Here is a 14,327-nt window from a genome sequence, read left to right as displayed (position 1 = left end):
GCTCCGACCACGGCAAGGGTGACGACTCCGGCTCCGAGCACCGCGGACCCCGAGGCGGCCTGCACACCGGCGGCGGCGCCCTCAGCGCCGTACGCGGTGACGACTCGAGCAAGAGCGACTCGGGCTCCGACCACGGCAAGAGCGACTCGGGCTCCGACCGCGGCAAGAGCGACTCGGGCTCCGACCGTGACAAGGGCGACTCGTCGGACTCCGAACACGGCAAGAAGGGCGGCTCCGACCACGGCAAGGGTGACGACTCCGGCTCCGAGCACCGCGGACCCCGAGGCGGCCTGCACACCGGCGGCGGCGCCCTCAGCGCCGTACGCAGCGACGACTGGAACAAGGACGACGAGAAGTTCGACCCGGAGACCTACAAGGACAAGGGCGACAAGGGCGACAAGGGCAACGACGACTCGGGTTCCGGCCGCGGCAAGGACGACTCGGACTCGGAGCGCGACAAGCCCCGCGGCGGCATGCACACGGGTGGCGGTGCGCTCGCCACGACGGGTACGACGGCCGGTGGGCTGGCGGTCCTGGCTCTCGCCGGTGCGGGCGTCTACGTGGTGCGCCGCAAGCGTGCGGCGCACGGCCTGTCCTGATCCATGCCTGACGACATAGCAGCCCGGGCCGCCGCCTGCGCACAGCGTGGCGGCCCGGCTGGTTGCCCCCGTGCCGCGCCGGCTCCGCCGCCGTAGTCCAGTGAGTTGTTCCGTACGTGTTCCAGTGAGGTGGTGCCCGATGGCATCCCGGTTGTCCTCCCCTGTCGAGCCACAGTCCGTGACGCCGCTCCAGGGCCCGCGGCCCGGCGTGCCGTTGTTCGTGTGGTGCGTCGGAATCCTGGTCCTGGCGCTGAGCCTGTTCGGCGGCCATGGCAAGCCCTCCGACCTCTCCGACCCCTCGGCCAAGCCCCATGGCGCGGCGGCACTCGCACCGTCGTCCTCGGCCCGGCCGGCGGGCAAGCATCTGCCGCGGTCCGAGCCGACGCGGCTGCTCATCCCGAAGATCGGCGTGGACGCCCCGTTCACCGAACTCGCCGTCGACGCCGCGGGCAAGCTCCAGCCTCCGACCGCCGACGACACGAACCTGGTCGGCTGGTACGCCAAGGGCGTGTCCCCCGGTGAGCCGGGGGCCGCGATCATCGCCGGTCACGTCGACACGACCATCTCCGCGGCCGTCTTCGCCGACCTCAGGGAGTTGGAGGAGGGGGACCAGTTCACCGTGAAGAGGGCGGACGGGCGTGACGCCACCTTCGTGGTCGACAGCGCCGACACGTTCGCGAAGGACGACTTCCCCGACAAGCGCGTGTACGCCGACACCCGCGACGCCGAGGTCCGGCTGATCACCTGCGCCGGCGACTACGACCATTCGGCGAAGGACTACACCGAGAACCTGGTGGTCTTCGCCCACCTCGTCTGACTGCACGTGTCCGCACGGCCGGTGACGTGTCAGAGGCCCGGGACTCCGTGCTCGCGCAGGGGCCCGATGCGCCAGCCGTGCGTCTCGCAGGTGTCGAGGACGCGGGGCAGGGCGGCGAGGGTGGTGCGCCAGGAGTCCGGGGCCGAGGTGCAGTCGGAGTCGTGCAGCAGGATGGTGCCGCCGCCGGACAGATCGCGGGTGACGGTGCGGTGGACGGAGTCCGGGGTGGCCCGTTTGCGCCAGTCCTCGCCCCAGGCCGTCCACAGTGTCGGGGTCAGCCCGAGGCGGCGGCAGGTGAGGTGGGCGGCGGTGTTCATCACCCCGTACGGCGGCCGGAACAGCGTGGGCGGGCGGCCGGTGACGTCGGCGACGGCGTCGCGGGCCCGGGCGAGGTCGTCGTACGTGGCGCGCGGGCCGCGCAGCAGCAGGGGGCGGTGGTGCCAGCCGTGGATGCCGATCTCGTGCCCGGCGGCGGCCATCTCCTTGGCCAGGCCGGGCGAGCGGGCCAGCATCGAGCCCAGCAGGAAGAAGGTCGCCCGGATGCCCCGGGCGTCCAGCAGCCGCAGGAAGTGCGGGGTGGAGAGGTGGTCGGGCCCGTCGTCGAAGGTGAGCGCGACATGGTCGAGGCGGCCGCGGCCGGCGAGGCGGGGCATGGCCCGGTTGCGGAGCGGGCCGAAGGTGGAGATCACCGGCGCGGCGTGCGCGGCGGCGAGCGCGGGCAGGGCGATCGCCCCGGCCCGCCGAACGCTACGGGCCAACTGGCCCGGGCCTGACCTCATCGGTCGTCGTCCTCCAGGTAGTGGGTGAGCGCACCGAAGTGGTGGCCGGGGGTCTCCCCGTAGGCGTAGGCGAGCGGGGCGCCGATACCGAGGGAGAGGGTGGCCGCGACGGCGGCGACCGTGAGGACCGTACGGCGCCGGGCCTGCCGTGACCTGGCGGCGAACCGCGTGGCGACGGGAAGGCGCAGCGCGTCGGCCGTTACGGCGGTCAGCGCGTCGGCCGTAGCGCCGGTCAGCGCGTCGGCCGGACGGCGCTGGGACGGTATGGGGGCTGCGGGCAGGTCCGGCGTCCCGGCCGGTACCGCGGTCGAGGAACTCTGAAGTCCCGGGCGTAGGGCGGACAGCGGGGCGCGGGCCATCGCCGTGACGGCCGGTACGGGACCGGGGGCCGCGGCGAACAGGGCCAGGCCCGCCTCGCGCTGCGCCCGGCCGCGCGGACCGTGGAGGAGTTCGGTCAGGGTCGGCGCCAACCGGTCCGGCTCGCGGATCCAGGGGGCGAGGCCCGCCTCGTCGAGCGCGGCGGCGTTGGTCTGGCCGTGCCCGGGTATGCAGCGGTAGCTGACGACCGGGAGTCCGCCCGCGAGCGCCTCCAGCGAGGTGAGCCCGCCCGCGTTCTGGACGAGGACGTCGCACGCGCGCATCAGGCCGGGCATGTCGTCCACCCAGCCGTGCACATGGGCGATGCCGTCCGCGCGCAGCCGTTCGGCCAGCGTGTGATTGCGTCCGCAGACCACGACCGGCAGCGCGACCCCGGTGTCGAGGATCTCGGCGGCGGCCTCCCGGACGGGCCCGACTCCCCACGAGCCCGCGACCAGCAGGGCGAGCGAGGTGTCCTGGGGGAGGCCGAAGCGGGTGCGGGCGGCACGCCGTTCGTCCTCGTCGGCGGGGGTGAAGCGCGGGTCGGTCATCGGGCCGGTCACGGTGACGCCCGCCGCGCCCTGCTCGTGCGCCTGGGCGGCGGGTATCGCGTGCGCGGCGAGGTGGGCGTCGATGCCGGGCGCCACCCACAGGGAGTGGACGGAGAAGTCGGTGAGGTAGGTCAGTGCCGGTATCGCGAGCCGGCCGCGCAGCCGCAGGGCGCCGAGGACCTGGCTGGCTCCGGGGTAGGTCGAGACGACCGCGCGGGTGTCGGGGGTGACGGTGGCGAGGGTGCGGCGTTCGGCGCCGCGCAGCAGGGCCCGTACGGCGGGGTTGGGGCGTCGTTCGTGCTCGGTGGCGGCGTAGATGCGCTGGTAGCCGGCCGGGGCCCAGGTCAGCAGCCGGAGGTAGGCGCCGGAGAGCAGCTTCCCGATGCGGGCGGGCAGCAGGTCGAGGAAGTCGTGGCGGTCGACGAGGAAGCCCGCCGCCGTGAGGTGGCGGGTGAGTTCGGTGGCGGCGCCGTCGTGCCCGGCCCCCATGCTCGCGGAGATGACGGTGATGCGGGTGGGACTGTCGGAGTGGGGCACAGCGGATCAGCCTCCAGAGTGGTGAGGGCATGACGGGGGACGTCACCGACTCGCCGGAACAAAGGCGAAGGAAACAAACACAGGGGTGACCGAGGTCGCCGCCACCGGCGCCGACCGGCTCGGCGGTCAGGTATGGAGCATTCAGGCGTTGAGAGTTCAGGCGTTGAGCCCTCAGGCGTTGAGGGCTCCCGAGCCCAGCAGCCCGAGAAGCAGGACGCCGACGACAATCCTGTAGATCACGAAGGCGTTGAAGGAGTGCTTCGCGACGAACTTCAGCAACCAAGCGATCGACCCGTAGGCGACGACGAAGGAGACGGCGGTGCCGACGGCCAGCGGTATGACGCCCACCCCCGCGCCGACGGCGTCCTTCAGCTCGTACAGACCGGCGCCGGTGAGGGCGGGGATGCCGAGGAAGAAGGAGAGCCGGGTGGCGGCGACCCGGTCCAGGTCGAGGACGAGCGCGGTCGACATCGTGGCGCCGGAGCGCGAGAAGCCCGGAAAGAGCAGCGCGAGGATCTGCGAACAGCCCACCAGCATCGCGTCCTTGAAGGTGGTGTCGTCCTCACCGCGCTTGTGCCGGCCCATCTGGTCCGCCGCCCACATCGCGCCACTGCCGACGATCAGCGAGACGGCGACCACCCAGAGGGAGCCGAGCGCCCCGTCGATGAGCGGCTTGGCGGCGAGGCCCACGATCACGATCGGGATGGTGGCGTAGATGACCCACCACGCGAACTTGTAGTCGTGGTGCTGCCGTTCCTCGCGGTCGCGCAGCCCCCGGCCCCACGCCGAGACGATCCGCACGATGTCCTTGAAGAAGTACACGAGTACGGCGGCGATCGCGCCGACCTGGATGACGGCGGTGAAGCCGACCACGGCCGTGTCGTCGACCGGGATCCTCATCAGCCCTTCGGTGATCTTGAGGTGGCCGGTGGAGGAGACGGGGAGGAACTCGGTCACACCCTCGACGACTCCGAGGACGACGGCCTGGCCGACGCTGATAGCACTCATGGGATCCATCTCTGCGGTGAACAGGACGAGCACGTGTCCCCCGGGGCACGGGCGCACGGCGACACATGGCAGACTCGGACCACGGCAGCATTTACACCGCCGTAGAAGCTCAAGTTTTACACGACTGTAGAAGATGGACCGGTGAACGACAAACCCATGGGCCGCGATTCAGGCGATTCACAGGCTCGGGGCTCCAAGAGGGCCAACGGCGAGCGGGAGTCCGAGATCCTCGGCGTACTCCAGCAGGCCGAGGCCGCGCTCACCCCGGGTGAGGTCGCCGAACGGCTCGGGGGCGAGCTGACGTACAGCAGCGTGGTCACGATCCTCACCCGGATGCACACCAAGCAGCTGCTCACCCGCACCCGGCGCGGACGGGCGTACGCCTACGCGCCCGTCACCGACGACCCCGGGTTCGCCGCCCGCCGGATGCGCACCGTGCTCGAGGAGCGCCCCGACCGTGAGGCGGTCCTCGCCCGCTTCGCCGACAGCCTGTCCGACACCGACGCGGACCTGCTGCGCCACCTGCTGGGACCCGACGCGGACCCCGACCGGTAGGACAAGGAGCCCGCCCGGATGCGTATCGCCGTCTATCTGCCGCTGCTGCTGTCCGTGATCGCGCCCCTAGGCGCCCGCCCGCTCTCCGAACGCTGCGAACCGCGCCTGGCCACCTGGCTGCTCACCGCCTCCGCACTCATCCTGGGCGTGGCGACCATCATCTCGCTGGGACTACTGGCGATCACCGGCCTGATAGACGTCCCGTTCCTCGCCGGCCTCGGCCACTGGTCGGCCCGCACCGCGCAGATCAACGACCCCGCCGAACCGCCGGTCGCGCTCCTCGCCGGCCTCCTGCTCGGCGGCGCGCTGCTGACCGCGGCGCGGATGCTGTGGCGCCGGGCCCGCTCCATCGCCTCCGCCATCTGGGACGCCGCGTGCATGCCCACGCCGGACGGGCTCGTCATCGTCGAGGACGAGGCACCGGACGCGTACGCGCTGCCGGGGCTGCCCGGGCGGGTCGTCGTCTCCACCGGCATGCTGCGCACCCTGGACAAGGCCGAGCACGACATCCTGCTCGCCCACGAGCGCGCTCATCTCGCCGCCCACCACTACCTGTTCGTGGCCTTGGCCGGCCTGGGCGCCGCCGCCAACCCCCTCCTGCGGCCCTTCGCCACCGCCGTCACCTACACCGTGGAACGCTGGGCAGACGAACAGGCCGCCCGCGCCACCGGTGACCGCCGCCGGGTCGCCCGCGCGGTCGGCAAGGCGGCCCTGGCCGCCCACGGCACCCCTGCCCCCCGCCTCTCCACCCTCGGCTTCCGCGGCGTCCTCGGCCGCCGGGGCCCGCTCGCCGGCGCGGGCCCGGTCCCCCGCCGGGTCGCCGCCCTGCTGGCCCCGCCTCTGGCCCGCCGCCCGGGCCTGGCCCTCGCCACCGCGGCGTGCCTCGCCCTCACGGTCATGTCGACCGCCGCGGCCGCCCATGACCTGGACGCCCTACTGGAAGTGGTCGGCGTCGAGCACCACCACGGCCCGCATCACCTCGACATGGACGGCCCGCACCCCAACGCCGGGGCGCGCTGACGAACCAACGAACCAACCAACTAACTCACCAACTACGGAACGCGTGACGCGGAAGCCCACGTCGTCGACCTGGAAGGTCGGGTGACTGCGGCGGCGCGCGGAGGCCCGGCAGCTCCAGTGCTCGTCGAACCAGCCACCGCCGCGCAGGACCCGGTAGGCGAGCGAGTTTCCGCGGTACCAGGCGATCTCGTCGAGCGGTCCATAGCGCGGTCCGCTCGTCCCGGCACGGCAGGCGTGCTCCCACTCGGCTTCGGTCGGCAGCCGGTACCCGTCGCCGGACGCGTCCCACTCGATGCCTCGCGGAGCCGGTGCTCGGGCGATGGGCCGCGGGAGGCCGGGCCGCTCGGGCCTCGTAGCGGCGGCCGACGCCTGTGCCTCGTAGCGGCGGCCGACGCCTCTTGTCGCATCCTTGACGCCCAAGTCATCAGAGACCCGTCAAGGCATGCTGCCTCCGGCCTCCCCGGTCTCTACCGTCAGTCGTATGGAACGCCGCAACCGCCGCAACAACGCGCGCACCGCGGTCGACGCACCCGCCCCACTCTCCGCGGAAGTCGCACGCGACCGCCTCTGGGCCCAGGACGTACGCAGTTCGATCCGCTGCGCGGCCGTGCTCCTCGCCCTTCTCGTCCTCATCGACTGGGGAGTCGGCACCCTCTCCGCACCGCGCGCCACCCTGTGGGCCGCGCTCGCGGTGCTGCTGTTCCTCGTGCTGTACCCCACCCGGGTCTCCGCGGGCGAGGGCTGGCTGGTCTCGCGCGGGCTGCTGCGCGCGCGGCTGGTGCGCACCGACCACCTGGTGTCGGTGCGCTGCCTCGACGGAGTCGCCCAGCGGCTCGTGCTGCGCGACACGTTCGGCGCACGCGTCGAGATCGACCCCCGGGTCCTGGTCGCCAATCCGCCGCTGTGGCGCCGCCTCGACGAGGACGCGCGCCTGTCCGCCCTGCGCTCCACGCTCTCGTGCGGGGAGACCGCGCTGCACCGCGTCTCGGAGCGGATCGACCGCGAGACGGCACTGACGGTCTTCAAGGTGTCGGGGCTGGAGTGAGCGAGAGGTCGCGCGGCCGTCACTCGGTGTGCAGGACCCGGGCGATGGTCTGCCGAGCCGCCGTACGCGCCGGTATCACCGCGCCCAGTGCGGCGATCGCCACCCCGGCCAGGACCGGCAGGGCCAGCGAACCCGGGTGCCACACGTCCAGCATGCGGGCCGGGAAGGCGAGGTGGGCGCTGTGCTCGGTCGTCCGGACCACCACCCGGTACGCGGCGACTCCCAGCGGCAGCCCCAGGATCCCGCCGAGCAGACCGAGGCCGGCCATGGACACCACCATCATCACCGTGACCTGCCGTGGCGTCATGCCGATGGATTTCAGCATCCCGAGGTCGCGCCGACGTTCCCGGGCGCTCAGCATGACCGTGTTGAACACCCCCATCGCGGCGACCAGCGACAGCATCAGGGTCAGCACGGACGCGGAACCGATCACTGTCACGGCCCCGGCGTTCACCGATGTCTTCACGCTCGGGTAGAGCCCCGGGTCGGCGGCCCGGACGGCCTTCATATAGGCGTCGGCATCGGATCCCGGGGCGAGCCGCACCCAGTACTGGTCGGCCTGCGCGCCCGGTGCCAGGGCGGTCACCGTCGTCCAGTCCGCGCGCATCCAGTCCGCCGGGCCGGACATGACCTCCCCGACCAGGGTCACGCGCTCCTGCCGGGCGCCCGCCGCGCCCAGGGCGAAGGAGTCACCGAGGCGCAGACCGTGCTTGGCCAGGAATCGGCCGGAGGCCACCGCCTCGCCGGGTCCCCGCATCCACCGGCCCCTGGCCAGGTCGTCCTGGAGAGCCGATCGCCCCCCGCGCTCACCCTGGATCGACACGTCCTCGCTCTGCCCGAGCAGCCGTACGTCGGCGTAGCCCACGGCGGACACGTCCGCAGCGTGCGGCAGTTCGCGCAGCAGTGCCTGGGTGGCCGCGTCCCCGTGCCGCGAGGCGGTCTGCCCGAACCTGGTTTCCCCTCGCGCGACGATCACCTGGGCCCGGCCGGCGGCCTCGACCGCGTCGCCGTAGGAGACCATGGTGGCCGACAGGCCGGTGGCGAGGGTCACCGTGGCGACCCCGAGCAGTACCGCGGAGACGGTGAGCAGGGCCCGTCCGGGCCGGGCGAAGGGCAGGCCCAGGCCCAGGGTCACCGGGCGCGGCAGCCGCACCCCGCTCAGCCACCGCTGCACCACGAGACCCCGTCCGCCACTGGGCGCGCTGCCCGCGCTGATCGCCCGTGCCGCGGACAGGCGGTGCGCGCGCAGCGCCGGGATCAGCGCGGCCAGCAGCACCACGGCCGGCATGCCGAGGGCCGTGGTCGCGTACACCCAGGAGCCGATCGTCGGCGTGACGTTCACCGCGGCGAGGTCCGCGCCCTGAAAGACCTGGTGCAGCAGCGGTCGCGCCACCACTCCGCCCAGAACCGTGCCGATCGCCGCGCCCGCCGTCGCCGGGACGCAGACCATCACCAGGTAGACCGCGACCACCTGGTTGGGCGTGAACCCCAGGGACTTGAGCACCCCGATGTGCCGGAAGCCCGACACCACGGCACCGCTCACCACATTGCCCACGATGAGGACCGCCACCAGCAGACCGAGGATCCCGAAGGCCATGAGGAACGGCACGAAGGCGTTGGGCGCGGCCGCGACTTGCGCCTTCAGCGTCAGATACGACTGGTGGGCGACCAGCGATCCGGACGGCAGGCCGGCGGTCACCGCGGCGGTGTCCGCGGTGATCTGCCGGGCTGTCGCGGCCTGTTCGAACCGGTACAGCATCTGATACGTCGTGGGGTGCAGGGCCGCGATCTGCTGCGGGGAGACCCATGCCTGCGCGGTCCCGCTCACGCCGGACGCGAGGCCGACGACGGTCATCGGCGCCAGCCCGGGCAGCTGGATCGTCTTGCCGATCGGCGAGTGCGGCCCCTCGCCCATCCCCGGCGCGTCCGGCAACGCCAGGACGATCTGATCGCGGCCGGTGGCCCAGTGCCCGGCGAAGAGGTCAAGGCGGTCGACCGGCCCACCGGGCTTCGCCCGCCCCACCACGGTCAGGGGGCCGGGCCCCACCCCGGGCATCTCGGACGCCGCGTTCTGCGGCATGTCGACCACGGCTTCCGGGAACGGCCCGGCCGAGGCCCGCACGCCCGAGCCCGAACGGTGCGCGGTCCGCGCCAGCTCCGCACCGGAGACCTTCGCCGCGTCGAAGGTGGCGACGACATGCGCGCCGCGCGCCTGGCCGAAGAGCCGGTCGAACGGTCCGGACGCGACGTCCAGCAGGCCGAGGGCGACCACGAGGGCCATGCTGGAGACCAGGACCACCACCCCGATCACGGAGGTCTGCAGCCGACGGCGGCGCACGGCCGCGCGCGAGGCGCGCCACACCGCGCTCACGCCGACCGCTCCGGGGTCCGCTCGCCGGTGATCCGGCCGTCCGCCATCGTCACCAGGCGGCCGGCACAGCGCGTCGCCAGCCGCTGATCATGCGTCACCAGCAGGAGGGTCTGGCCCAGTTCGTTGAGGTCGATGAGCAGATCCATCACCTGCTCGCCCGCGTGGCTGTCCAGCGCGCCGGTCGGCTCGTCCGCCAGCAGCAGCGCGGGGCGGTTCATCAGCGCGCGGGCCACCGCGACCCGCTGGCGCTCGCCGCCGCTGAGCGCGGCGGGGTAGACGTTCCTGCGGTCGGCGATGCCGAGCTCGTCCAGCAACTCCATGGCCCGGCGCCGGGCCTGACGGGCGGTCGTTCCGGTGAGCTGGGCGGACAGGGCGACGTTGTCGATCGCGGGCAGGTCGTCGATGAGGTTGAAGAACTGGAAGATCATGCCGATCCGGCGGCGCCGGAAGAGTGCGAGGCCGGTCTCGTTGATCCGGCCCAGGTCCTCGCCGTGTACGCGCACCGAGCCGGCGCTCGGCCGGTCGAGCCCGGCGACCATGTTGAGCAGGGTGGACTTGCCGCAGCCGGACGGACCCATCACCGCCACCGCCTCCCCGGCCCGGATCTCCAGCGACACCCCGTCCAGGGCGACGGTGTCGCCGTACTCCTTGCGCAGGCCGCTCACCCGCACGGCTTCCTGGTCGCGCACAGCGGCCGGGGCGGCGGCCGGGGCGGCCCCCGGGGCCGTGTCGTCGCTGATGTCTTCGGTGGTCATGGCAGGGACGGTAGGCGGCGGGGGCCGCCCGGGCGTCAGCCCCCGGAGGTAACCCCCGACGGTGGTCATCCTGGCGATGTACGGGGTGGACCCGCCGGTGGACGCCCGCTCGCCGGCCGCCTGGCACGATGGACGGCGTGTGGACATCGGGGACGGGCCGGCTGCTCATCGCCCTCGCGGGGGTGAGCCTGGCGGTGGCCGGGGGCGCTGTCGTGTTGCTGGCGCGGGCCCGCCGCCGCCATCGCAGGGTCCTGGAGGAGCGGGGCTGGCTGCTGGAGCGCGAGCGGGAGGCCGCCGCCCGCACGGCGGTGGCGGCCGAGCGCGCCCGCATCGCCCGCGAACTCCACGACATCGTCAGCCACAAGGTCAGCCTGATGGTCGTATCGGCGAGCGCCGCGCGCGAGGTGCTGGCGACTCTGCCGGACGAGGCGGAGAACGCACTGCGGGCCGTCGAGGGGGCCGGACGCGACGCGATGACGGAACTGCGCCACCTGCTGGGCCTGCTGGCGCCGTCACCCGACGGTGACGACGACGATGACCGGGCCGGGCCGTACGGCGAAGGGGACCTCTGCGGACTCGCACCGCAGCCGAGCCTGAGTCAACTGAGCACCCTCGTCGACCGGATCGCCTTCACCGGCCTCCCGGTCGAGGTGCGGATCTCCGGTGAACCGCGCCCGCTGCCGCCCGGCATCGACGTCACCGCCTACCGGATCGTCCAGGAGGCGCTGACCAACGCGCTCAAGTACGGCGACGGCGGCAACGCGGCGGTGACGGTGCGCTATGCCGACCGCAGTCTGCGGGTCGAGGTGCTCAACAGCGGACCGAGCGTGCTGTCCGCCGACCGCGCGAGCACGGATGCCGGACCGGGCGCCCGCAGACGCCGGGACGACGGTACCGGGCGCGGTCTGATCGGTCTGCGCGAGCGCGTCGCCGTCTACGGCGGCCGCTTCGACGCCCGGCGCCGCATCGGCGGCGGCTACCGCGTCCGCGCCCGCATCCCCCTGGAGCGCCTGTGACCGAATCCGCCCCCGACCGCCGCGCCCCGCGCGTCCTCGTCGCCGACGACGAGGAGCTCATCCGCACCGGCTTCCGCCTCATCCTCACCTCGCGCGGCATCGACGTCGTCGGCGAGGCCGCAGACGGCGTACAGGCCGTCGCGGAAGCCGAACGGCTGCGCCCGGACGTCCTTCTGATGGACATCCGGATGCCCCACCTGGACGGCCTGGAAGCCGCCAAGCGCGTCCTGCGGCTGCTCCCGCACTGCCGGGTGCTCATGCTCACCACCTTCGACCTCGACCACTACGTCTACGCGGCGCTCGCCGCCGGGGCGAGCGGATTCCTGCTCAAGGACGTCACCGCCGCCCACCTCGCCGCGGCCGTGCGACTGGTGAACACCGGCGACGCACTGCTCGCCCCTTCGATCACCCGCCGTCTGGTCGAGCGCTACGCGACCGCCCGCGATGCCGAGCAGTCCGGCACGGCGCACCGCCCCGCGACTCCGGCAGCCGCGGCCCGCACGCTCGCGGTCCACCGCGACCTCGCTCCGCTGACCCCCCGTGAACTCGAGGTGCTGGCCCTGATGGGCCGCGGCCTGTCGAACAACGAACTCGCCGAAGCCCTCACCCTCAGCGAGGCCACCGTGAAGACCCACGTCGCCCGGATCTTCGCCAAGCTCGCCCTCCGCGACCGCGCCCAGGCCGTCGTCCTCGCCTACGAGACCGGCCTGGTCGCCCCCGGCGGCGGGAGCGGGCGCCCGCAGGAGCACGACCTCCGAGGGAGGAGCAGGCCGGAGTGAGTGTCGGGCCCCCTCCTGGCTCCTCCCCCGGCTTACCCTCCGCCCGTGTTCAACGTCACGGGGATTCTCAAGCGGCTGGTGATCGGCCGGGCCATGCGCAGCGAAGAGCTGCACGAGACGCTGCTGCCCAAGCGGCTCGCCCTGCCGATCTTCGCCTCGGACCCGCTGTCCTCGGTGGCGTACGCGACCCAGGAGATCCTGCTGGTCCTCACCCTGGGCGGCCTTGCCTACCTGCACTTCACTCCGTGGATCGCGGCCGCGGTCGTGGCGCTGTTGACGGTCGTGGTGCTGTCGTACCGCCAGGTGGTGCACGCCTACCCGAGCGGCGGCGGCTCGTACGAGGTGGTGTCGACGAACCTCGGCCCGACCGCCGGACTGGTCGTCGCCGCCTCGCTCCTCGTCGACTACGTCATGACGGTGGCCGTCTCGGTCGCCTCCGGCGTCGACAACATCATCTCCGCCGTCCCACGCCTCGCCGACCACCGCGTCCTGATGGCGATCGGCTTCGTGGCGGTCCTGACGGCGATGAACCTGCGGGGCGTCCGGGAGTCGGGACGCGCCTTCGCCGCACCGACGTACCTCTTCATCGGCGGTGTGCTCGTCATGGTGGTCACGGGCCTGATCCGCTACGCCCTCGGGGACGCGCCGGTCGCGGAGAGCGCCGGGTACGGGGTCACGCCGGATCCTTCGGACGCGAACCTGACGGGTCTCGCCCTGCTGATGCTGGTGCTGCGCGCGTTCTCCTCCGGCTGTACGGCGCTGACCGGGGTGGAGGCCATCTCCAACGGCGTACCGGCCTTCCGCAAGCCCAAGTCGAGAAACGCGGCCGAGACACTGAGCGCGATGGGCGCCCTCGCGATCGTCATGTTCGTGGGCGTCACCGCGCTGGCGCTGATCACCAAGGTGCACATCACGGACGACGCGTGCCGGCTGTCCGGACTCACCGGCGACTGCGGCTCATACACCCAGCGCACGGTCATCGCGCAGATCGCGGCGGCGGTCTTCGGCGGCGAGCACAGCGTCGGCTTCTACGTCATCCAGGCGGCGACCGCGCTGGTCCTGATCCTGGCGGCGAACACGGCCTTCAACGGCTTCCCCCTGCTCGCGTCCATCCTGGCCCAACACCGTTACCTCCCGCACCAGTTGCACAACCGGGGCGATCGGCTCGCCTTCTCCAACGGCATCCTGGCGCTCGCGATCGTCGCGGCTCTGCTGCTGTGGGGCTTCAAGGCGAACGTCACCAGCCTCATCCACCTCTACATCCTGGGCGTGTTCACCGCCTTCACCCTCTCCCAGCTGGGCATGGTCCGGCACTGGAACAGAGAGCTGCGCGCGGAACGCGACCCGGCGCCGCGGCGCCGCCACCACACTGCCCGCGGGATCAACGCACTCGGCTCGGTCGTCACCGGCCTGGTCCTGGTGATCGTGCTGGCCACCAAGTTCACGGAGGGCGCGTGGCTCGCCGTACTCGCGGCGATCGTGCTGTGGGTGATGATGCGCGGCATCCGGCGCCACTACGACGCCACCTCCGCGGAGCTGGCGGTGACCGACCCGAAAGTCGAACTCACCCGTCCGTCAAGGGTGTTGGGGATCGTGCTGGTCTCCACCCTGCACAAGCCGACCCTCCGCGCCCTCGCCTACGCGCGCGCCTTCCGCCCCGACCGGCTGGAGGCCCTGACGGTCTCCGTCGACCGTGAAGAGGCGGCGGCGCTGCTCAGGCGCTGGGAGGAGTACGGCATCGAGGTCCCGCTGAAGATCATCGATTCGCCGTACCGCGAGGTGACCCGGCCGGTCGTGGAGTACGTCCGCTCGATCCGCCGCGAGAGCCCGCGGGACATCGTCGCCGTCTTCATCCCCGAGTACGTCGTCGGGCACTGGTGGGAGAACCTTCTGCACAACCAGTCGGCGCTGTGGCTGAAGAGCCGGCTCCTGTTCACCCCGGGGGTGATGGTCACGAGCGTGCCGTGGCAGCTGACGTCCTCGGCCCGTGCCGACCGCCCCGCGGCCAGGGCGCCGGGGTCCTTCCGGCGGGGGGAACCGCAGGGGCCGGGGCCCCGGGCGGGCACCCGGCACCGGTGACGCGCCCACGGCGGAACCCGGTTCGGCGCACTCCCGCTCACCGCACCCCCGTTCAGCGG

The 14,327-nt window shown here is 72.8% G+C and carries 13 protein-coding genes and 1 pseudogene; 8 read left to right on the top strand and 6 right to left on the bottom strand.

What is annotated here, in order from left to right:
• Together ACFVWD_RS44730 and ACFVWD_RS44725 are read left to right on the top strand one after the other, a co-directional pair.
• A partial coding sequence (locus ACFVWD_RS44730) for a hypothetical protein (RefSeq protein ID WP_389603851.1) occupies window positions 1–599 on the top strand: 599 nt, incomplete at its 5' end.
• Between the two features lie 139 nt (window positions 600–738).
• A complete protein-coding gene (locus ACFVWD_RS44725; protein ID WP_389603849.1) occupies window positions 739–1,416 on the top strand; it encodes a class F sortase in 678 nt (225 codons plus the stop codon).
• A gap of 29 nt (window positions 1,417–1,445) precedes the next feature.
• Here ACFVWD_RS44725 and ACFVWD_RS44720 read toward each other — a convergent pair whose 3' ends face one another.
• The 3 genes from ACFVWD_RS44720 to ACFVWD_RS44710 all read right to left on the bottom strand — a co-directional run bounded on the left by ACFVWD_RS44720 (window position 1,446) and on the right by ACFVWD_RS44710 (window position 4,648).
• A complete protein-coding gene (locus tag ACFVWD_RS44720; protein ID WP_389603848.1) occupies window positions 1,446–2,195 on the bottom strand; it encodes a polysaccharide deacetylase family protein in 750 nt (249 codons plus the stop codon).
• A complete protein-coding gene (locus tag ACFVWD_RS44715; protein ID WP_389603846.1) occupies window positions 2,192–3,640 on the bottom strand; it encodes a glycosyltransferase in 1,449 nt (482 codons plus the stop codon). Before ACFVWD_RS44715 ends, ACFVWD_RS44720 begins: the two co-directional genes overlap by 4 nt.
• 171 nt (window positions 3,641–3,811) lie before the next feature.
• Window positions 3,812–4,648, bottom strand: a complete 837-nt coding sequence (locus ACFVWD_RS44710; protein WP_389603844.1) for an undecaprenyl-diphosphate phosphatase — start codon at window positions 4,646–4,648, stop codon at window positions 3,812–3,814.
• Between the two features lie 141 nt (window positions 4,649–4,789).
• On the opposite strand from ACFVWD_RS44710, the gene ACFVWD_RS44705 reads away from it, so the two are divergent.
• Complete coding sequence (locus tag ACFVWD_RS44705; RefSeq protein ID WP_248003063.1) at window positions 4,790–5,203, top strand: BlaI/MecI/CopY family transcriptional regulator; 414 nt, start codon at window positions 4,790–4,792, stop codon at window positions 5,201–5,203.
• Between the two features lie 18 nt (window positions 5,204–5,221).
• Entirely contained in the window at window positions 5,222–6,223 is a 1,002-nt protein-coding gene (locus ACFVWD_RS44700) for a M56 family metallopeptidase (protein ID WP_389603843.1), read from the top strand.
• On the opposite strand, the pseudogene ACFVWD_RS44695 reads toward ACFVWD_RS44700, so the two are convergent.
• Window positions 6,137–6,520: pseudogene (locus ACFVWD_RS44695) on the bottom strand (formylglycine-generating enzyme family protein); the annotation flags it as partial. The gene ACFVWD_RS44700 and the pseudogene ACFVWD_RS44695 sit on opposite strands and share 87 nt — an antisense overlap.
• 184 nt (window positions 6,521–6,704) lie before the next feature.
• Between ACFVWD_RS44695 and ACFVWD_RS44690 the strand changes: the two are divergent.
• Window positions 6,705–7,268: a hypothetical protein gene (locus ACFVWD_RS44690; protein ID WP_389603841.1), complete on the top strand. Its 564-nt coding sequence runs from the start codon at window positions 6,705–6,707 to the stop codon at window positions 7,266–7,268.
• A gap of 19 nt (window positions 7,269–7,287) precedes the next feature.
• Here the strand turns inward: ACFVWD_RS44690 and ACFVWD_RS44685 are convergent, their stop codons facing one another.
• Both ACFVWD_RS44685 and ACFVWD_RS44680 read right to left on the bottom strand, forming a co-directional pair.
• A complete protein-coding gene (locus ACFVWD_RS44685) occupies window positions 7,288–9,639 on the bottom strand; it encodes an FtsX-like permease family protein (RefSeq protein ID WP_389603840.1) in 2,352 nt (783 codons plus the stop codon).
• Complete coding sequence (locus ACFVWD_RS44680; RefSeq protein ID WP_389603838.1) at window positions 9,636–10,394, bottom strand: ABC transporter ATP-binding protein; 759 nt, start codon at window positions 10,392–10,394, stop codon at window positions 9,636–9,638. Before ACFVWD_RS44680 ends, ACFVWD_RS44685 begins: the two co-directional genes overlap by 4 nt.
• A 128-nt stretch (window positions 10,395–10,522) precedes the next feature.
• On the opposite strand from ACFVWD_RS44680, the gene ACFVWD_RS44675 reads away from it, so the two are divergent.
• The 3 genes from ACFVWD_RS44675 (at window position 10,523) to ACFVWD_RS44665 (ending at window position 14,268) form a co-directional block, all read left to right on the top strand.
• Entirely contained in the window at window positions 10,523–11,410 is an 888-nt protein-coding gene (locus tag ACFVWD_RS44675) for a sensor histidine kinase (RefSeq protein WP_389603837.1), read from the top strand.
• Entirely contained in the window at window positions 11,407–12,189 is a 783-nt protein-coding gene (locus ACFVWD_RS44670) for a response regulator (RefSeq protein ID WP_389603836.1), read from the top strand. Before ACFVWD_RS44675 ends, ACFVWD_RS44670 begins: the two co-directional genes overlap by 4 nt.
• Window positions 12,190–12,282: 93 nt before the next feature.
• Window positions 12,283–14,268 carry an APC family permease gene (locus tag ACFVWD_RS44665; RefSeq protein ID WP_389603864.1) on the top strand — a complete coding sequence of 662 codons (1,986 nt, stop codon included), beginning with the start codon at window positions 12,283–12,285 and terminating at the stop codon, window positions 14,266–14,268.
• Window positions 14,269–14,327 lie beyond the last annotated feature (59 nt).

Source organism: Streptomyces sp. NPDC058086, from assembly GCF_042885015.1.
In the GTDB taxonomy this organism is placed as follows: Bacteria; Actinomycetota; Actinomycetes; order Streptomycetales; family Streptomycetaceae; genus Streptomyces.
Note: the sequence above shows the minus strand (reverse complement) of the source record. Positions and strands in the feature narration are given on the sequence as shown.